Genomic DNA, 19,409 nt, shown 5'->3' on the forward strand with positions numbered 1-19,409 from the left:
GCCGCCCGGCCGCGTGAGAAAGTCCGGCCACCCGAGAACCCTCCGGCAAAAGTACGCCGCCGGGCCACGTAAGAACGCCCGGCCACGTGGGACGACGGAGGCCGTCCTAGGTGACACCGGCGACGCAGCCAGCCTCGCTCAGAAGCCCCGAGCCAGCCGGTAGTACGCCGCGTTCCACCGGACCTCCTTGGCGAACTGCCGCGGCGTAGTGTCCCCGTCGATCACCAGCAGCTCGGTGCCGACCATCTCCGCGAGGTCGTGCAGCTCCTCCACCCCCACGGCCTGCGACAGCACCGTGTGGTGCGGGCCGCCCGCCGTCAGCCACGACTCCGCCGACGTCGCCAGGTCCGGGGCCGGCTTCCACACCGCACGGGCCACCGGCAGCTTCGGCAGCGGCGCCGAAGGCGGGACGACCTCGATCTCGTTGGCCACGAGGCGGAACCGTTCGCCCAGGTCGGCCAGGCCCAGCACGACCGCGGGGCCCGCGGCCGCGTCGAAGACGAGGCGGACCGGGTCCTCGCGGCCGCCGATGCCGAGCGGGTGGATCTCGCACGACGGGGTGTCGGCGGCGATCGACGGGCAGACCTCGAGCATGTGCGCGCCGAGGATGACCTCGTTGCCGGGCGTGAGGTCGTACGTGTAGTCCTCCATGAACGACGTCCCGCCGCCGGGGGCCATCGCCTTGAGGGTGCGCACGAGCACGGAGGTCTTCCAGTCGCCCTCGCCGCCGAAGCCGTAGCCGTCGGCCATCAGGCGCTGCACGGCCAGGCCCGGCAGCTGCCGCAGGCCGCCGAGGTCCTCGAAGTTCGTTGTGAAGGCCTTGTACCCGCCGGCCTCGAGGAACGCGCGCAGGCCGAGCTCGATGCGGGCGGCGTAGCGCAGCGCGTCCGCACGGTCGCCGAGCAGGGCTGAGGCGACGCGGTAGGTGTCGGCGTACTCCTTCACGAGCCGGTCGACGTCGGCGTCCAGGGTGGCCTCGACCGCCGCGACGAGGTCGTTGACGCCGTAGGTGTTCACGGAGACGCCGAAGCGCAGCTGGGCCTCGACCTTGTCGCCCTCGGTCACGGCCACGTCGCGCATGTTGTCGCCGAAGCGGACGAGCTTGAGCGAGCGCATCTCGGCGTAGCCGGTCGCGGCCCGGGCCCAGGCCCCGATGCGCTGGGCCACGCGCGGGTCGGACACGTGCCCGGCCACGGTCTTGCGGGCGACGCCGAGGCGGGACTGGATGTACCCGAACTCGCGGTCGCCGTGCGCGGCCTGGTTGAGGTTCATGAAGTCCATGTCGATGTCGGCCCAGGGCAGCGCGACATTGGCCTGGGTGTGCAGGTGCAGCAGCGGGGTGCGCAGCGCGTCGAGGCCGGCGATCCACATCTTCGCCGGGGAGAACGTGTGCATCCACGCGACGACGCCGACCACGTTCGGGTCGGAGCCGGCCTCCAGGCACACCCGCAGGATGTCGCCGGCCGAGGTGAGCACCGGCTTCCACACCACCCGCGGGCCGATGGCCGGCGACTCGTCTAGGGCCGCGGCGATCTGGCGCGACTGCGACGCCACCTGCTCCAGGGTCTCCGGTCCGTAGAGTCCCTGGCTGCCGGTGAGGAACCAAATCTCGTGCGTCATCGTGCGCCTTTCTGGCCGTATACGTTCTGGTAGCGGTCGTACAGGGAGTCCACGGCCTGCGCGGGCAGCCGCTCGACCTCCCCGAGCTGCCGGGCGAAGTGCATGGTGCGGGCCACGTCTTCGCACATGACGGCCGCCTTGACGGCGGCCTTGGCGGTCTTGCCGATGGTGAACGGCCCGTGCTGGCGCATCAGGACCGCCGGCGAGCGGTGCCCCTGCAGGGTCTCGACGATGCCGCGGCCGATGGCGTCGGAGCCGATGAGCGCGAACGGCCCGACGGGGATGTCGCCGCCGAACTCGTCGCCCATCGCGGTGATGGAGCACGGGATCGGCTCACCGCGGGCGGCCCAGGCGGTCGCGTAGGGGCTGTGGGTGTGCACCACTCCCCCGACCTCGGGCATGTTGCGGTAGACGTACGCGTGCGCCTCGGTGTCCGACGACGGCGCGTGCTCGCCCTCGACCAGCTTGCCCTTGAGGTCGCACACGACCATGGTGGCCGGGGTCAGCTCGTCGTAGGAGACGCCGGAGGGCTTGATGACGAGCAGGTCCTCCCCCGGCACGCGGGCCGAGACGTTGCCCGCGGTCCAGGTCACCAGGCCCCAGCGGGTGAGCTCGGCGTGCAGGGCGCACACCTGCGCCCGCAGCGCGTCGACCGTGCTCACCGGGCGACCTCTTCCCGCAGCGTCCGCAGCCGGTGCAGCACGTCGTTGGTTCCCCTTCCGAAGTAGTCGTGCAGAGCCAGGTACTCGGCGTAGAGCCGGTCGTAGACGTCGGCGGCGGCCTCGTCGGGCACGTACACGTCCCGCTCGACCTTGCCCATCGCCTCGGCCGCGGCCCGGATGTCCGGGTACACGCCCGCGGCGACGGCGGCGTGCATGGCGGAGCCGAGCGCCGGGCCCTGCTCCGAGGCGATGACGGAGATCGGCCGGCGCAGCACGTCGGAGTACACCTGCATGAGAAAACGGTTCTTGAGCAGCCCGCCGGCGGCGATGAACTCGGTCACCGGGACCCCGCCCGCGTCCAGCGCCATGACGATCGTGCGCGTGCCGAAGGCGGTGGCCTCGACCAGCGCCCGGTAGACGTCCTCGGGCCGGGTGTGCAGCGTCTGGCCGACGATGACCCCGGACAGGCCGTGGTCGACGAGGACCGAGCGGTTGCCGTTGTGCCAGTCGAGGGCCACGAGCCCGTGCTCGCCGGGGCGCTGGGCGGCGGCGCGGTCGGTGAGCTGCTCGTGGGTGAACGCGCCGCCGAGGAGCGTCTCGACGTACCAGCCGAAAATGTCGCCGACGCCGGACTGGCCGGCCTCGTAGCCCCATAGGCCGGGGATGATGCCGTCCTGCACGACGCCGCACATGCCGGGAACGTCGGCAAGCTCGGCGCCGCTCATCACGTGGCAGGTCGAGGTGCCCATGATGGCGACCAACTGGCCGGGCTCGACGGCCTTGGCGGCCGGCGCGGTCACGTGCGCGTCGACGTTGCCCACGGCGACCGCGATCCCGGCCGGCAGCCCGGTCCAGGCCGCGGCCTGCTCGGTGAGCGAGCCGGCCCGGCCGCCGATCGGGGCGAGCGGACCGTCCACCTTGGACACCCAGTCGCCGAACCCGGGGTGCAGCGCCTCGAGGAACGCCTTCGACGGGTAGGCGCCGTCCTGGTGGACGCCCTTGTACCCGGCCAGGCCCGCGTTGCGCGTCTCGACCCCGGCGAGCTGCCAGACGATCCAGTCCGTGGCCTCGATGAACCGCTCGGCGCGCGCGTAGATCTCCGGCGCCTCCTCCAGCGTCTGCAGCGCCTTGGCCAGCTGCCACTCCGAGGAGAGCTTGCCGCCGTAGCGGCCGATCCAGGGCTCGGCGCGCTCGTGCGCGAGCGCGTTGATGCGATCGGCCTGGCCCTGCGCCGCGTGGTGCTTCCACAGCTTCGGATAGGCGTGCCGCTCGTCCGGCAGCACCTCGCACAGCGGCGTGCCGTCGGCGAGCACGGGCAGGAAGGTGCACGCGGTGAAGTCGGTCGCGATGCCGACGACGTCGCCGGGGTCGATGCCGGCCGCGGCGACCGCCTCCGGCACGGCGGTGCGCAGCACGTCGACCCAGTCCGACGGCATCTGCAGTGCCCAATGTGGAGGGAGGGGGTCCCCGGTCGCCGGCAGCGTGCGCTCCATGGCGCCGTGGCGGTACTCGTGGACGGCCGTGGCGATCTCGGCCCCATCGTCCGCCCGGACCACGAGGGCGCGCCCGGACAGGGTGCCGAAGTCGACGCCGACTACGTATTGGGTCATCTGGTTCTCCGCGCGCTCTGTTTCCTGGTCACCGTCCGCTGCAGCACGATGAAGACGAAGAGCAGCGCACCGATGACGATCTTGGTCCACCAGGAGCTGAGGGTGCCCTGGAACGTGATGATGGTCTGGATGAGGCCGAGGACGCCGACGCCGAGCACCGTGCCGAGCACGAAGCCGGAGCCGCCGGTGAGCACGGTGCCGCCGATGACGACCGCGGCGATCGCGTCGAGCTCCATGCCCAGTGCGTTGAGGCCGTAGCCGGACGGGGTGTAGAAGGTGAGCAGCACGCCGCCGAGGGCGGAGCACAGCCCGCTGATGGTGTAGACGCCGATCCGGGTGCGCCCGACGGGCAGGCCCATGAGCAGCGCCGACTGCTGGTTGCCGCCGAGGGCGTAGACGTTGCGCCCGAAGCGGGTGTACGCCAGGACGTACGCGGCGACCGCGACCACCAGCGCGGAGACGACGACGCTCCAGCCGATGTGGAAACCACCGAAGCGCAGCTTGTCCGAGGCGACACTGTTCCACCACTCGTTGGTGATGGGGATCGAGTCGGTGCTGATGACGTAGCAGGTGCCGCGGGCCAGGAACATGCCGGCGAGGGTGGCGATGAACGGCTGGATGTCGAAGAAGTGGATGATCGCGCCCATGCCGAGGCCGATGGTGCCGCCGACGGCGAGTACGACCAGGATCACGAGGCCGGGGTTGATGCCCTTCTCCAGCAGCGACGCGGCGATCATCGTGGTGAGGGCGACGACCGCGCCGACGGACAGGTCGATGCCGCCGGTGAGGATCACGAACGTCATGCCGACCGCGACCACGAGCAGGAACGCGTTGTCGATGAAGACGTTGAGCACGATCTGGGTGTCGTCGAAGCCGTCGTAGCGCACCACGCCCGCGCCGTACATGACGCACAGCAGGATCGCCGTCGCCATCACCGGTTTGCGCAGCCAGTTGCCCGCGATCCGGGTGATCGAGCGTCCGGGGGTGTCCACAGTGGTCATGCGCGGACCTGCACCTTCTCGTCGGCCCGCGCCGCGACCGGGACCGGGCGGCGGCGCCGGTACCCGGCCTTGAACACTGTGCGGAACTTCGCCGACTGCGCCAGGCACAGCACGATGACGACGATCGCCTTGAACAGCAGCGTCACCTCGGGCGGCACGCCGATGGTGTAGATGGTGATGTCGAGGGTCTTGATGATGACGGCGCCGAGGACCGTGCCGGCGATGGAGAACCGGCCGCCGGACAGCGACGTGCCGCCGATGACCACGGCGAGGATGGCGTCGAGCTCGATGAGCAGGCCGGCGTTGTTGCCGTCGGCGCTGGACACGTTGGAGCTGATCATCAGCCCGGCGACGGCGGCGCAGACCGCGGCGAAGACGTACACGCCGAGGATCAGCCAGCGGGACTTGATGCCCGCCAGCCGGGACGCCTCGGCGTTGCCGCCGACCGCCTCCAGCAGCATGCCGAGCGCGGAGCGGCGCACGAGCACGGCGGCCAGGGCGATGACCGCGGCGGCGATGAGCACGCACAGCGGCAGGGAGAGCCAGTAGCCGGCGCCGATCATCTTGTACGGCCCGCTGTTGACGGTGATGATCTGCCCGTCGGTGATGAGCTGGGCGAGGCCGCGCCCGGCGACCATGAGGATCAGGGTGGCGATGATCGGCTGGATGCCGATGGTCGCGACCAGGAACCCGTTCCACACCCCGAGCACCAGGGCGAGCGCGATCGCGACGCCGACCGCACCGAGCACCCCCGCGACGCTGCCCTGGTCGCCGAGGCCGCTGATGCGCAGGCACGCGATGGCGCCGGCGATGGCCACGACGGCACCGACGGACAGGTCGATGCCGCCGGTGGCGATGACGAGGGTCATGCCGAGCGCGACCAGGGCCAGCGGGGCGGAGGAGCGCAGGATGTCGATGAGGCTGCCGTACAGGTGCCCGCCCCGCAGCTCGACGCTGAAGAACGTGTGCGTGTGGATGACGTTCGTGACGAGCAGCACGACGAGGACGGCGAGCGGCCAGATGAAGCGCTTCATGCGGTACCACCTCCTCCTTCGGCGATGGCGGCCATCAGGCGGTCGGTGTCGACGTCGTCGGTGTTGGGCAGCTCCGCCACCACCTTCCGGTCGCGCAGGACCGCGATCTTGTGGCTCAGGCGGAGCACCTCCTCGAGCTCGGCCGAGATGAACAGCACCGCCATGCCCCCGTCGGACAGCTCGGTGACCAGGCGCTGGATCTCGGTCTTGGCGCCGACGTCGATGCCGCGGGTGGGCTCGTCGAGGATGAGCAGCCGCGGCTCCGTGATGAGCCAGCGGGCCAGCAGCACCTTCTGCTGGTTGCCGCCGCTGAGGTTCCGCACGGGCAGGTCGGGGTTGGCCGGGCGGATGTCGAGGGCCTTGACGTACTTGTCCACGAGCTCGTCCTTGCGCTGTTTGGACAGCGGGCGGGACCAGCCGCGCGCCGCCTGCAGGGCCAGGACGATGTTCTCGCGGACGGACAACTCCTCGACCAGGCCCTCGGCGCGGCGGTTCTCCGAGCAGAAGGCGATGTCGTGCTGCATGGCGGTGCGCGGCCCGTGCATGGCGACCGGCTTGCCGTCGATGGTGAGCGTGCCGCTGTCGGCCTTGTCGGCGCCGAAGAACAGCCGGGCGGCCTCGGTGCGCCCGGAGCCGAGCAGCCCGGCGAGCCCGACGACCTCTCCCTTGTGGACGGTCAGGCTGAAGGGCGCGATGGCCCCGGCCCGGCCCAGGTTCTCGGCCTCGACGACCGGCTCCGCGTTGTCGAGGCGGCGCTTGGGCTGGTCCTCGAGGCGCTCGAGGATCGCCAGGTCCTTGCCGATCATGAGGCTGACGAGCTCGAGCTGGGGCAGGTCGGCCACGACGTGCTCCCCGACCAGCCGCCCGTTGCGCAGGATCGTCATCCGGTCGCAGATCTCGTAGATCTGGTCGAGGAAGTGCGACACGAACACGATCGCCATGCCCTGGCCCTTGAGCTGGCGCATGACCCGGAACAGCTGGTTGACCTCGCCGGCGTCGAGGCTGGAGGTGGGCTCGTCCAGCACGAGGACCTTGGCCTCGACGTCGATGGCGCGGGCGATGGCGACCATCTGCTGCACCGCGATCGAGTACTCGGACAGCGGCGCCGAGACGTCGATGTCGAGCTCGAGGCGGTGCAGCAGGTCGGTCGCCCGCCGGCGCATCTCGCGCCAGCGGATGTGGCCGAAGGTGCGGGGTTCCCGGCCGATGAAGATGTTCTCGGCGACCGAGAGGTTGGGGCAGAGGTTGACCTCCTGGTAGACCGTGCTGATGCCGGCCTGGGTGGCCTGCAGCGGCCCGGTGAAGCTCACCGGGGTGCCGTCGAGGACGATCTCGCCCGCGTCGTTGCTGTAGACCCCCGTGAGCACCTTGATCAGGGTGGACTTCCCGGCGCCGTTCTCGCCCATGAGGGCGTGGACCTCGCCTGGCAACAGGCGGAAGTCCACGTCCTGCAGGGCCATGACACCCGGGAACTGCTTGGTGATGCCGGTCATGGTCAGCATGGTTCAGTCAGCGCTCTTTTGGTCAGTACTTGCGGTCGGGGAGAGCGGCCTTGGCCTGCTCGGGCGTGAACTCGGTCTCCACCGTGAGGATGCGCGGCTCGACCGTCTCGCCCGCGACGACCTTCTTGGCCAGGTCCATGAGCTGAGGGCCAAGCAGCGGGGAGCACTCGACGATGTGGCTGATCTTCCCGGCGGCCAGGGCGGTCATGCCGTCCTTCACCGCGTCGACCGAGATGATCTTGATGTCGGTGCCGGGCTTCTTGCCGGCCGCCTCGATCGCCTCGATCGCACCCAGGGCCATGTCGTCGTTGTGGGCGTACAGCACGTCGATCTTCGGGTTGGCCTTCAGGAAGGCCTCCATGACCTCCTTGCCCTTGGCCCGGGTGAAGTCACCGGTCTGCGACGCGATGATCTTCATGTTCGGCGCCGCCTTGATCGCGTCGGCGAAGCCCGACTTGCGGTCGTTGGCCGGGGCCGAGCCCGTCGTGCCCTGCAGCTCGACGATGTTCACCGGGTCGGTCTTGCCCTGGTACTCCTTGACCAGCCAGTCGCCGGCCTTCTTGCCCTCGACGACGAAGTCCGAGCCCAGGAACGTCTTGTACAGCGAGGTGTCCTTGGAGTCCACCGCGCGGTCGGTCAGGATGACCGGGATCTTCGCGTCCTTGGCCTCCTTGAGCACCGTGTCCCAGCCCGACTCCACGACCGGCGAGAACGCGATGACGTCGACCTTCTGCGCGATGTAGGTGCGGATGGCCTTGATCTGGTTCTCCTGCTTCTGCTGCGCGTCGGAGAACTTCAGCTCGATGCCCGCGGCCGCGGCGGCTTCCTGGACCGACTTGGTGTTCGCCGTGCGCCACCCGCTCTCGGCGCCGACCTGCGCGAAGCCCATCACGATCTTCTTGTCGCCCTTGGGCGCGCTGCCGGTGCCGGCATCGTCGCTCTTCTCCCCGCCGCACGCACCGAGCGCGCCGAGCAGGAGTACGCCGCCGACCACGGCAGCGGACCATCTCTTCAGCACTGCGTCTGTCCCTTCGGAGATAGCGTTAACGTTCACATCTACAGGCAGATGGCCACACGCCTGGGGTGTTCGGCGGTGACCTGAGCCCGCGTGCGGCCCGATTGCATTGGCCGTCGCGGTTGTATTTCGAGAGTGTTAGCGTTCTCATCCCGGGCGTCAAGTAGCGGCGGCCGAGATGTTGCCGGAAGGAGACACTCCGTGGCTGCAGCTGTCATCGGGCCGGACCGTGGTCGGCCCGGCCCTGTCGCGCACTCTCACCTGGGGCTGGAGGTGGACGCCGTGGAGGCGCCACTGCGCAAGGTCGGCATGCGGGACGTGGCCCGGCTGGCGGGCGTGTCGCATCAGACCGTGTCGCGGGTCCTGAACGACCTGCCGAATGTGAGCGCGTCGACGCGGGAGCGGGTGCTGGACGCCGTGCGGGTGCTCAACTACCGCCGCAATCTGGCCGCGCGCACGCTGGTCACGTCCCGTTCACGCACCATCGGCCTGATCGGCTTCGAGACGACCCTGGCCGGCCCGGCATCGATGATCTACGGCATCGAGAAGGCCGCGCGCGAGGCCGGGTACTACGTGAGCATCGCGACGGTCCGCTCCCTCGAACGCCATGCGGTGCTCGACGCGGTCGAGCAGCTGTGCGCGCAGGCGGTCGAGGGGATCATCGCGATCGCGCCGAAGAACTCCGTCGCCGACGCGTTGACGCAGGTGCCGGTGGGGACGCCGGCGGTGGGGGTGGGCGGCGCGGACGACGGGTTCGTGCCGATGCTGCGCGTGGACAACGTGCGCGGGGCGTGCATGGCCACGAGCCATCTGCTCGATCTCGGGCACGAGACCGTGCATCACGTGCCGGGGCCGGCGGACTGGCCCGAGGCGCGGGATCGCATCGACGGGTGGCGGCAGACCCTGCACGCGGCGGCGGCGCCGGTGCCGCCGATCGAGGCGGGCGACTGGAGCGCGCGGTCCGGGTACCTCCGGGGGCAGCACCTGGCCGCGGACGCCCGGGTGACCGCGGTGTTCTGTGGGAACGATCACATCGCGCTGGGGGTGCTGCGGGCGTTCCACGAGGCCGGGCGGCCCGTGCCGGCCCGGGTCAGCGTCGTCGGGTTCGACGACACGCCCGAGTCCGGGTTCTTCCTGCCGCCGCTGACGACGATCCACCAGGACTTCGCGGAGCTGGGGCGGCGCAGCGTGGAGCTGCTCGTCGCACAGCTGACCGGGGCGGCGGTCGCGAACCCCGGGCCCGTGCACCTTTCACCACATCTCGTCGTGCGAGCCTCGGCCAACGCGGCGCCGTGAGTGAGACCATGGCGCAACCCCGGCTCCGGTGGCGTTCCGCTTGATTCACCGTACACCATGCGACCTAACCGATCTCGGCCGGAAACACGGTGTGCGGTCGGCCGGTTACCGTCCGGCTCGCGGGGCCGCCGTGCTGGCTCGGACGATCAGGGTCGGGGCCACGCGCGGGTCCGGGGACGGGCGGTCCGGGCCCTCCGGCAGGTCGGCCTCGATCACGCGCAGCAGCGCGGCGATGCAGCGCCGGCCCACCTCGTCGAAGTCCTGGCGGATCGTGGTCAGCGGCGGGGAGAGGAACTCGGCCTCCGGAATGTCGTCGAAGCCCACGATGCTCACGTCGTCGGGGACCCGGATCCCACGCTCGTGAAACGCCCGCATCAGGCCCAGCGCCATCTGGTCGTTGCCGGCGAAGACCGCGGTCACGTCGTCGCGGGAGGCGAGCTCCAGGCCCGCGGCGTATCCGGACCGCGCGCTCCAGTCGCCCGTCATCAGTGGCGGCGCGGGCAGTCCCGCCTCCTCGAGGGTCGTGCGCCAGCCCTCGATGCGGCCGTGGGTCTCGAGCCAGTCGCGCGGGCCGGACAGGTGCCAGACCTTCTCGTGGCCGAGCTCGATCAGGTGCCGCACGGCCATCCGGGCCCCGGTCACCTGGTCCACGGAGATCGCCGGCACCTCGCCGCCGACCGCGGACTCCACGGCGACGGCGGCCATGCCCAGCGGCATGTTGTGCAGGGCGGCGGCCGCGGCGGTCTGCGGCGCGATGACCACGACCCCGGCCACCGACTGGTCGGCGAGCGCGTTGAGCGCGGACACCATGCCCGTGTGGTCGACTCGCTCGAGGGTCACGATGCTGACGCCGTAGCCGGCGGCCCGCGCGGCGTGCTCGATGCCGAGCAGGGTCGAGGCGGGCCCGTAGAGGATGGTGTCGAACGAGACGACACCGACGACCCGGGAGCGGCGCCCGGCCAGGCCGCGGGCCATCGCGTTCGGGCGGTAGTTGAGCTGCCGCACGGCCTCGAGCACCCGTTCCCGGGTGGCCGGGCTGACGCTCGGATGGTCGTTGAGGACGCGCGACACCGTCTGATGTGAGACGCCCGCGAGCCGCGCTACGTCGTTCATCACGGCGGCCCGGTTGTGGCTGGTTGCGCGCATGTCCCTCCCCCGATGTTGATGTTAGCGCTGCCACGATATGCCCGTGCGACACGGTCCGCGTGGTGCCGGTCACGGGTCTGCCCGTTCGGTTGATGCGGCCCCACCGCGGCACACACCACCCACCGGAACGCCACAAAAACCAACACGCGGCCGGTAACGCTCCCAGCGCCGAAAACTTTTCGTACGTGTAAGGTTCATCGATGCCCAAGTCATCGGCGCTGAGCTGCGCACATCGATCCTTGACAATCGCGCAGCGCGCTGCCAGGGTCCCGAAAAGGTTTTCGACAGGAAGGGGCTATCCATGCGACTGCGCAGACTCGCGGTCGTCGCCGGGGCGATGGCACTGCTCGTCGGCACGCCCGTCGTCGCGCACGCGGCGCCGGGGCAGAGCGACAACCTCGCCCGGTCGGCGACGGCGACGGCGTCGTACACCTCCCCCTGGGAGAGCGTCGCCGCGGTCAACGACGGCATCGACCCGAGCACGTCCAACGACACCGTGAACCGCCGCTGGGGCACCTGGCCGAACACGGGCGAGCAGTGGGTGCTGCTGACCTGGTCCGGCGCGCAGACCCTGCGCTCGGCCGACGTCTACTTCTTCGACGACAACGGCGGCGTCCGTGTCCCGGCCTCGTGGCGCCTGCAGTACTGGACCGGCTCCGCCTACGCCGACGTGCCGGGCGCGAGCGGCTACCCGGCCGCGGCGAACCAGTACAACGCCGTGAACTTCACCCAGGTCAGCACCAGCCGCCTGCGCGTGGTGCTGCAGAGCGGGGCCGCGTCCGTGGGCCTGCTCGAGGTGCGCGCCTACGCCTCGGCGATCGGCACGGGCAACCCCGGCAACCCGTCGGGCTGGAACCCGCCGGCGAGCCTCGTGCAGCCCCTGAGCGAGGTGTGGACGCATCAGGAGCAGACCTACAACAACCTGTACGGCTTCCGGAACTACGCGTGGGACCAGATCTTCGCCAACGGCGGCACGGGCATCAACTACTGCGTGCGCTGGGACTCGAGCGCGAGCGTGAGCGCCGCGCTGCGCGACCGCATCCAGGCGACCCTGCAGCGGCAGTTCAAGAAGTGGATCGACGTGATGGCGGGCCACAACGGCTGGCCGTACCAGCAGGTGCCCGTCAAGGTCGTCGGCTGGGCCGTGCGCGACCGGGCCCAGCTGCAGTGGACGGACAGCTCGGTCGACATCTACGTCAACAACATCCGCGAGAACGCGCCACAGTGCGGCGAGCCGTGCGGCCGCTTCTTCAACCAGAGCGGCAACTACCCGAACTGCCCGGGCGGCGCGTCGCACCACTACGACATGTCGCTGTGGCTCACGTCGGGCTTCGGCGGCGGCGCGGGCGGCGACTGGGGCCAGCGCATCGGCAGCGAGTACTACGTCGGCGCCCTCGACGCCGACAACGTCCACATCCTGCTGCACGAGATGGGCCACAGCTTCGGCCTGGACGACTTCTACGACTGGACGCCGACGGGCCAGTGCTGCTTCCTCATGAAGGCGGGGTCGGCCACGCAGATCACCGACTTCGACGCGTGGATGCTGCGCGACTGGTGGCGCCACTTGAAGAACCGCTGGGGGTACTGATCCGCCCGGGGGCACGTTCCCTAGTGGACCGTGCCCCCGTCCGCGGCGAGGTGCGTCGCGAGCTCCCGCAGGACCGCGTGCCACTGCTCGAGCGGCTGGCGGGGCAGGATGTCGTCCCACATCACCAGGCAGGAGCCGCGCAGCTGGGTGAGGCCCTCGGGGCGGGCGATGAACCACCAGTGCAGGTGCCGCGCCCCGTCGCCGATCTTCTCGATGTGCACGCGGGCGACGCCGCCAAGGGCGTGGATGGCGCGTTCGATGCGCTGCTGGAGCGGGACCAGCTCGGCGGCGAGGCCGGCGGGCAGCTCGACGAAGTCGTAGTGCTCGCGCGGGCAGAGCAGGACCACGACCGGCACGGCGCTGGGCTCGGCGGTGCGGCGCAGCAGCCAGCGCTCGTCCGACCAGATCGTCTGGGCGTCGGGGTCCTGGCAGATGAAGCAGTCCCCGGGGCCGTCCTCGCCGTTGCGGGGCGGCTCGGGCACGACCGGCGGGTCGAGGGTCTTGACCCGCAGATCCCCCTCGAACGGGAAGATCTCCCAGCCGGGCATGCCGCCGTCGAACGGCACGGGCGGCTCACCGACGGGCAGGTGCGCGAGAAATCGATCGGCCATGCCCGAGATCATGCCACCGTGCGGAACCCCGCGTTGCCCATGGACGAGTCGGGCGTGTTCGAGGAGCGGGCGGCGTTGCGGTACCGGTTGCAGTAGGAGTCGTGACACAGGTAGGAGCCGCCGCGCAGCACCCGGGCCGTGCCCTGTTCGGGTCCCCGCGGGTCGTGGCGCGGGGAGCGGGCGTAGTAGCCGGGATCGAACCAGTCGGCGCACCACTCCCACACGTTGCCGACCGGCTGCCACAGCCCGTAGGCGTTCGGGGCGTAGGTGCGCACCGGGGAGGTGGCCGCGAAGCCGTCCTCGGCGGTGTTCACCAACGGAAACGTGCCCTGCCAGATGTTGCACCGGCCCGCGTCGACGGTGTCGCCCCACGGGTAGCGCAGCCCGGCCAGGCCGCCGCGGGCCGCGCACTCCCACTCGGCCTCGGTCGGCAGCCGGCGGCCGGTCCACGCGCAGTAGGCCCGGGCGTCGTTCCACGACACGTGCACGACCGGGTGGTCCTCGAACCCCTCCACAGTGGACGACGGGCCGAACGGGTGCGCCCAGTCGGCCCCGCGCACGCCCAGCCACCACGGCGTCTGCGGCGGCCGGCCCAGCACGTCGTCCGCGCCGGCCGCGAGGAACAGGTGGAACACCGCCGAGTAGCCGAACGTCTCGGCCTCCGTGCGGTAGCCGGTCGCGGCCGCGAACCGCGCGAAGTCGGCCACGGTCACCGCGGTCGCGTCGATGCTGAACGCGTCCAGCTCCACCGGGTGCACCGGGGTCTCGCCGTCGGGCCGCACGCCGTCGCCGTGCGCGTCGCCCATCGCGAACGTCTGCGCCGGGACGAACACCTGCTCGATCCCGTGCGCCCCGCCGCCGGGCACCGCGGCCGGCACCGACTCGCGGCCGGGGCCGGACGGCGGGCAGCACGACGACGACATCGTCACACCCCCGCGGGCCGCGGCTGGCTCGGGTGCGGGGCGTCGCCGAGGCGGGCCTGCTCGCGCCACATCGCCGCGGTCAGCTCCTCGCGCACGGCCCGGTAGGCGGGGTCGCGGTACACGTTGTTCGTCTCCGAAGGGTCGGCGACGAGGTCGTACAGCTCCCACTCCGGCGGATAGGTGAACGCCCCGGTGCCGGGCAGCCCGAGCCCGTCGTTGTAGAAGTAGATGAGCTTGTGCGTGGCGGTGCGGTAGCCGTAGTGCGCGGGGGCCTTGTGGAACACGTCGTCGTGCTCCCAGTAGCGGTAGTACATCCCGCTCGCCGGGGGCGCCGCCGGGGTGCCGAGCAGGTCCGGCCAGAAGCTGCGGCCCTGCATCCGCGGGTGGTGCCCGACGCCGGCCGCGTCCAGGATCGTCTGCGCCCAGTCCACGTTGGTCACGATATCGCCGAAGACCCCGCCTGCGGCCAGGCGGCGCGGGTAGGACAGCACCAGCGGCATCCGCAGGGACTCCTCGTACATGAACCGCTTGTCGAACCATCCGTGCTCGCCCAGGAAGAAGCCCTGGTCGGAGGCGTACATGAGCAGCGTGTCGGCGAACCGCCCGCGCTCGCGCAGCCAGTCGACGACCCGGCCGACGTTGGCGTCCACGGACGCGACGCAGGCGAGATAGTCCGCCATGAAGCGTTGGTACTTCCACAGCGCCTCGTCCTCGTAGGACAGCCCCGGCGGCGGGTCGGTCTTGAGGTCCTCGCGGCTGAGGTGCTCGGCGATGCGCATCGCGGCCCGCCGCGCCGACGACGAGCGCGTGGCGTAGTCGTCGAAGAAGGTCGCCGGCACCGCCACCTGGCCCGCGGCGACCTCGCCCGGCGGCTCCCAGGGCCGGTGCGGGGCCTTGTGGTAGATGAGCACGCACACGGGTCCGTCCACCGTGGACATCCAGTCCAGCGCCAGGTCGGTGACGATGTCGGTGGCGTAGCCCTCGACCGTGCGCAGCCCGTCGCGGGACAGCAGCCGCGGGTTGTGGTACTCCCCCTGCTCGATGAACACGTCCCAGTAGTCGAAGTGCTCGGGGTCGTGGCCCGGCCCGTCGCCCATGTGCCACTTGCCGATCATCGCCGTGCGGTAGCCCGCCTCCTTGAGCTGCCGCACGAACGTCGGCTGGCTCGCGTCGATCGGGGTCACGAGCGTGGTGACCCCGTTGACGTGGCTGTAGGTGCCGGTGAGGATCGACGCCCGGCTCGGCGAGCACAGCGCGTTGGTGGCGAAACAGTGCTCGAAGCGCCAGCCGAGCCGGGCGATCTCGTCGATGCGCGGGGTGGTGTTGACGACCGAGCCGTACGCGCCGATCGCGTGCGCGGCGTGGTCGTCGGTCAGGATCATGACGATGTCGGGCCGCACGTCAGTTCCCGGCGTAGGTGGACTCGTCCAGCCCGCTCAGCGTCGGGTCGTAGTTCAGGTCGCCGACGTCGTACATCGAGGCCATCCAATGGTGGAAGTTGTCGCCGCGGTCGCGCAGCAGCGAGTACAGCCGCCGCAGCAGGGCCGAGCGCAGCGCCGCGTGCTCGGGCAGCTCGTAGACGTTGAGCAGCTCGTCCGGGTCCAGCTGCAGGTCGTAGAGCTCGTTGGTCGAGTCGGGGTTCACCACCAGCTTGTAGCGGTCGGTGCGCAGCATGCGCTGCGGATACGGGAAGTGGTGCCCGTGGAACTCGGCGACCACGTCGGGCTGCCAGTCCGGCTCCTCGCCGCGCACCAGCGGCAGCAGGGAGCGGGAGTCGACCGGCTCGTCGGCGGGGATCCCGGCCAGCTGCATGATGGTCGCGGTGCAGTCGGTGAGGCTGACGAACTCGCGGCGCACCTGGCCGGCCGGGGCGCCCGGGACCCGGATGATGCCCGGGGTGCGGTAGATGTCCTCGTACATCGCCGGGCCCTTGTCGTGCAGGCGGTGGGCGCCGGTGAACTCGCCGTGGTCGCAGGTGAAGAACACCGAGGTGTCGTCGGTGAGCCCGAGCTCGGCCAGGGCCGCGAGGACCCGGCCGAGCTGCTCGTCGATCAGCGTGACGTAGCCCCAGTAGACGGCGATGAGCTTGCGGGTCACCTCGATCGGCATGGTGTCGAACGTCCAGTGGGCGCTGTAGTTGCGCTGCACCGGCGGCTTGCCGTGGAACGTCTCGGCGACCGAGCGCGGCAGCTCCACTGTGGACGGGTCGACCATGTCGAAGTAGGCGTCGGGAACGATGTAGGGCAGGTGCGGGCCGAAGAAGTGCAGCGCGAGGAAGAACGGGTCGCCCTGCTCGGCGTACGACCGCAGCATTTCGATCGTTCTCGTGGCCAGGTAGTGCTCGAAGGTGGCCTCGACCGGCTGGTGCAGCCGCGCGGCGAGCAGGTTCCCCGGCTGGCCGTTGGGCAGGGTGCCGCGGATGCGGTCGCTGATCTCGTAGGGCGGCAGTCCCCGCTCGGCGAGGTAGGCGAGGTAGTCCGGGTGGTCGACGGGGTTGTGCCAGCCCGGCAGGTGTACGCCGTCCAGGCCGTAGTCCGCGGGCGTCTTCTCGGTGCCGGCGTGCCACTTGCCGACGAGCCCGCAGTTGTACCCGCGCGAGCGCAGCGCCTGCGGGAACGTCCACGTGCCGTCGGGCAGGTCCTCGGAGTAGCCGACGTTGCGCTCCTGGTTGGCCAGCAGCTTGTGGCGGAACGGGGCCTGCCCGGTGAGCAGGCTGGCCCGCGCCGGGGTGCAGATGGCGGTCGGGGTGTACCACCGGTCGAACCGGGTCCCGGTCCGGGCGAGCTCGTCCAGCACCGGGGTCCGCGCGAGCGGGTTGCCGTAGGCGCCGAGCGTGTCCACCCGGTGCTGGTCGGTCATGAGGAACAGGATGTTGCGGGGGGAACTCACTTCGCGGCCGTCCACTGGTCGCCCAGGTAGTACGTCTTCGGGTCGACCTTCTCCTTGAGCTTGCCGGCGCCGACGAAGAAGTCGCCCATCCCGGTGAGCCACTTCGCGATGGTGCCGTCGGCGGTCTGCTGGTCCAGCTCCTGCGTGCTCATCGCCTTGTTCAGGGACGCGTCGGCCTTCACCGCGTCGGCGGGCTGCTTGGTGAGCTCGGAGACGGCCGCCACGGCCTCGTCCGGGTGCTGCACCCGGTAGTCGGTGGCCTCGCGCAGCACCTGGATCACCTTCTTGAGGACGTCGGGCTTGTCGGTGACGGCCTTGTTCCCGGCGATGTAGGCGTTGGGGAACTGCACCTTGTCCTTGAACGTGTCGTCGTCGGCCAGCTCGACGAGGTTCGGCACGGTCTTCTTGATGGCGGAGATCGCCGGGTACCAGAAGCCGGCCCCGTCGATCTGCTTGGAGGCGAACGCGGAGGTGAGGGTGGCCGCGTCCATCGGGGTGCGCTGGATGTCCTTGTTCGTCATGCCCGCGGCCTGCAGGGCGAGGGTGAGGATCATGTCGCCGGAGGTGCCCTCGGGCACGCCGACCTTCTTGCCGCGCAGCTGCTCGATGGACGTGATGCCGGGCTGGGCGATGACCCGGTCGGCGCCGCCGAGGGTGTTGATCGCGATGATCTTCGCCTGGCCGGACGCCGGGAGCCAGAACGCTCCAGGACCGATGTACCCGAAGTCGAGGTCGCCGGTCTGCATCGCCTGGATCTGCACCGGGCCGGTCGTGAAGACCTTCAGCGTGGCGTCGAGGCCGTGCTTCTCCCAGAGCTTGAGCTTGTTGGCGATGGCGGGCAGGCTGCTGCCGTTGTAGTCGCCGATGTACCCGAAGGTGATCTTGGCGCTGCCGGCCGTGCTCTGATCGTCTTTTCCACACCCGGCCAAGGTGGCGACGGCGCTGCCGGCGAGCAGGCCCAGGAGTGCGCGGCGGGACGTCATGCTGGGGTTCCTTCCTGATGGTGTACCGCGCTCCACACGCGGTTGCGCAACGCGGTGAACTCCGCCCCGAGGCGGACGTCCTCGGTGCGCGGATAGGGCAGGTCCACGTCGATGATCTCGACGATCCGGCCCGGGTTGGCGGCCATGACCACGACGCGGTTGGCGAGGAACACGGCCTCGTCGACGTCGTGGGTGATGAACATGACGGTGCGCTGGTCCTGGCTCCACGTCTGCAGCAGCTGCTCCTGCAGCCGGACCCGGGTGAGGGAGTCCAGCGCGCCGAACGGCTCGTCCATGAGCAGGATCTGCGGGTCGACGGCGTAGGCGCGGGCGATGGCGCAGCGCTGCTTCATGCCGCCCGAGAGCGTCTTGGGCAGCGCGTCGGCGAACCGGCTGAGCCCGACGAGCTCGATGAAGTGCTCGGCCCGGGCCCGCCGCTGCGCCTTCGGCACGCCCGCGGTGCGCAGCCCGAACTCGACGTTCTTGCGCACGGTGAGCCACGGGAAGAGCGCGAACTGCTGGAAGATGACGCCACGGTCGGGCCCGGGGCCGGTGACCACGTCCCCGCCGACCCGCGCCTCGCCGCTGGTCGGGTGCTCCAGCCCGGCGACGATGTTGAGCAGCGTGCTCTTGCCGCAGCCGGACGGCCCGACGATCGCGACGAACTCGCTGGCGCTGATGTCCAGCGAGACGTCGTCGAGCGCGGTGAACCGGCCGTCCTTGAGCGGGAAGATCTTGGCGACCCCGCGGATCGCGATGTCCTTGCTCATCGGCGCTCCTGCCAGGACGTGGCCCGCCGCTCCACCAGCAGCAGCACCCGGTCCATGAGCAGGCCGAGAATGCCGATGCAGATGAGCGCGGCGAAGATGGTGGGCCGGTCGACGTAGATCTGGGCGTTCTGCATCCGGTACCCGAGGCCCTCCTGCGCGGCGACCAGCTCGGCGGCGACGAGGGTGCCCCATGCCGAGCCGAGCCCGACGCGCATGCCGACGAGGATGTACGGCATGGAGGCCGGCACGACCACCCGGGCGAAGATGGTCCGGGTCGGCGCACCGAGCACCCGGGCCGCATTGAGCAGGGTCCGGTCCACGTCGACGACGCCCTGGAAGGTCGCGATGACACAGGACAGGAACGCGGCCACGTAGATGACGAAGATCTTCGGCTCCTCGCCGATGCCCAGCAGCACCACGACGAGCGGGATCAGCGCCAGCGGCGGTACGGTGCGGAAGAACTGCACCCAGGGCTCGAACACGGCTCGGGCCACGGCGTACCAGCCCATGAGGAAGCCGACCGGGATCGCCACGGCACAGCCGAGCGCGAAGCCGATCAGCACCCGCTGGAGGCTGGCGAGGATGTCGGCCTCGAGGGTGCCGTCGGCGAAGAGCTCGCCCATGCGCCGGGCGACCTCCACCGGGGTCGGCACGTTCTCCCCCGTCACCGACCAGATCCACCACACGCCGAGGCCGGCGATGGCCGAGGCGATGTTCAGCGCGAGCAGCGCGGGTTTTCGCTTTTTGGGCGCGATCATC

At 70.6% G+C, this 19,409-nt stretch carries 17 protein-coding genes; 2 read left to right on the forward strand and 15 right to left on the reverse strand.

The features are described 5' to 3' along the window. Window positions 1-138: 138 nt before the first annotated feature. The 7 genes from araA to ABT369_RS37005 are packed head-to-tail and all read right to left on the reverse strand — an operon-like array spanning window position 139 to window position 8,447. Window positions 139-1,620 carry an L-arabinose isomerase gene (gene araA, locus ABT369_RS36975; RefSeq protein ID WP_350619306.1) on the reverse strand — a complete coding sequence of 494 codons (1,482 nt, stop codon included), beginning with the start codon at window positions 1,618-1,620 and terminating at the stop codon, window positions 139-141. Further along, on the reverse strand, window positions 1,617-2,282 hold the full coding sequence (locus tag ABT369_RS36980) for an L-ribulose-5-phosphate 4-epimerase (protein WP_350619308.1): 666 nt from the start codon (window positions 2,280-2,282) through the stop codon (window positions 1,617-1,619). The genes araA and ABT369_RS36980 overlap by 4 nt, the downstream gene beginning before the upstream one ends. After that, window positions 2,279-3,892 carry a ribulokinase gene (locus ABT369_RS36985; RefSeq protein ID WP_350619310.1) on the reverse strand — a complete coding sequence of 538 codons (1,614 nt, stop codon included), beginning with the start codon at window positions 3,890-3,892 and terminating at the stop codon, window positions 2,279-2,281. The genes ABT369_RS36980 and ABT369_RS36985 overlap by 4 nt, the downstream gene beginning before the upstream one ends. Continuing rightward, complete coding sequence (gene yjfF / locus ABT369_RS36990) at window positions 3,889-4,893, reverse strand: galactofuranose ABC transporter, permease protein YjfF (protein ID WP_502891863.1); 1,005 nt, start codon at window positions 4,891-4,893, stop codon at window positions 3,889-3,891. Before yjfF ends, ABT369_RS36985 begins: the two co-directional genes overlap by 4 nt. Further along, window positions 4,890-5,927, reverse strand: a complete 1,038-nt coding sequence (locus ABT369_RS36995; protein WP_350619312.1) for an ABC transporter permease — start codon at window positions 5,925-5,927, stop codon at window positions 4,890-4,892. The genes yjfF and ABT369_RS36995 overlap by 4 nt, the downstream gene beginning before the upstream one ends. Next, entirely contained in the window at window positions 5,924-7,429 is a 1,506-nt protein-coding gene (locus ABT369_RS37000) for a sugar ABC transporter ATP-binding protein (protein ID WP_350619314.1), read from the reverse strand. Before ABT369_RS37000 ends, ABT369_RS36995 begins: the two co-directional genes overlap by 4 nt. A gap of 22 nt (window positions 7,430-7,451) precedes the next feature. Continuing rightward, window positions 7,452-8,447 carry an ABC transporter substrate-binding protein gene (locus ABT369_RS37005; protein ID WP_350619316.1) on the reverse strand — a complete coding sequence of 332 codons (996 nt, stop codon included), beginning with the start codon at window positions 8,445-8,447 and terminating at the stop codon, window positions 7,452-7,454. A 306-nt stretch (window positions 8,448-8,753) separates the two neighbouring features. On the opposite strand from ABT369_RS37005, the gene ABT369_RS37010 reads away from it, so the two are divergent. After that, window positions 8,754-9,740, forward strand: a complete 987-nt coding sequence (locus ABT369_RS37010; protein WP_502891866.1) for a LacI family DNA-binding transcriptional regulator — start codon at window positions 8,754-8,756, stop codon at window positions 9,738-9,740. A gap of 105 nt (window positions 9,741-9,845) precedes the next feature. On the opposite strand, the gene ABT369_RS37015 is transcribed toward ABT369_RS37010, so the two are convergent. Then, window positions 9,846-10,886: a LacI family DNA-binding transcriptional regulator gene (locus tag ABT369_RS37015; RefSeq protein ID WP_350619320.1), complete on the reverse strand. Its 1,041-nt coding sequence runs from the start codon at window positions 10,884-10,886 to the stop codon at window positions 9,846-9,848. A 301-nt stretch (window positions 10,887-11,187) separates the two neighbouring features. Between ABT369_RS37015 and ABT369_RS37020 the strand changes: the two genes are divergently transcribed. After that, entirely contained in the window at window positions 11,188-12,474 is a 1,287-nt protein-coding gene (locus ABT369_RS37020; RefSeq protein ID WP_350619322.1) for a hypothetical protein, read from the forward strand. Between the two features lie 20 nt (window positions 12,475-12,494). Here the strand turns inward: ABT369_RS37020 and ABT369_RS37025 are convergent, their stop codons facing one another. Genes ABT369_RS37025 through ABT369_RS37055 form a run of 7 tightly spaced genes read right to left on the reverse strand, consistent with a single transcriptional unit; the run spans window position 12,495 to window position 19,408 of the window. Beyond that, window positions 12,495-13,085: an HIT family protein gene (locus ABT369_RS37025; RefSeq protein ID WP_350619324.1), complete on the reverse strand. Its 591-nt coding sequence runs from the start codon at window positions 13,083-13,085 to the stop codon at window positions 12,495-12,497. Window positions 13,086-13,093: 8 nt separating this feature from the next. Next, window positions 13,094-14,008 carry a formylglycine-generating enzyme family protein gene (locus tag ABT369_RS37030; RefSeq protein ID WP_350619326.1) on the reverse strand — a complete coding sequence of 305 codons (915 nt, stop codon included), beginning with the start codon at window positions 14,006-14,008 and terminating at the stop codon, window positions 13,094-13,096. Between the two features lie 2 nt (window positions 14,009-14,010). Next, window positions 14,011-15,408 (reverse strand): sulfatase family protein, encoded by a 1,398-nt coding sequence (locus ABT369_RS37035; RefSeq protein WP_350619328.1) that lies wholly within the window; start codon window positions 15,406-15,408, stop codon window positions 14,011-14,013. Window position 15,409: 1 nt separating this feature from the next. Next, window positions 15,410-16,999 (reverse strand): sulfatase family protein, encoded by a 1,590-nt coding sequence (locus ABT369_RS37040; RefSeq protein WP_502891864.1) that lies wholly within the window; start codon window positions 16,997-16,999, stop codon window positions 15,410-15,412. Then, window positions 16,894-17,880, reverse strand: a complete 987-nt coding sequence (locus ABT369_RS37045; RefSeq protein WP_350619332.1) for an aliphatic sulfonate ABC transporter substrate-binding protein — start codon at window positions 17,878-17,880, stop codon at window positions 16,894-16,896. The genes ABT369_RS37040 and ABT369_RS37045 overlap by 106 nt, the downstream gene beginning before the upstream one ends. Beyond that, on the reverse strand, window positions 17,877-18,650 hold the full coding sequence (locus ABT369_RS37050) for an ABC transporter ATP-binding protein (RefSeq protein ID WP_350619334.1): 774 nt from the start codon (window positions 18,648-18,650) through the stop codon (window positions 17,877-17,879). The genes ABT369_RS37045 and ABT369_RS37050 overlap by 4 nt, the downstream gene beginning before the upstream one ends. Further along, window positions 18,647-19,408 carry an ABC transporter permease gene (locus ABT369_RS37055; RefSeq protein WP_350619336.1) on the reverse strand — a complete coding sequence of 254 codons (762 nt, stop codon included), beginning with the start codon at window positions 19,406-19,408 and terminating at the stop codon, window positions 18,647-18,649. Before ABT369_RS37055 ends, ABT369_RS37050 begins: the two co-directional genes overlap by 4 nt. Window position 19,409: the final 1 nt, after the last annotated feature.

This window comes from Dactylosporangium sp. NPDC000244, assembly GCF_040300725.1.
In the GTDB taxonomy this organism is placed as follows: domain Bacteria; phylum Actinomycetota; class Actinomycetes; order Mycobacteriales; family Micromonosporaceae; genus Dactylosporangium.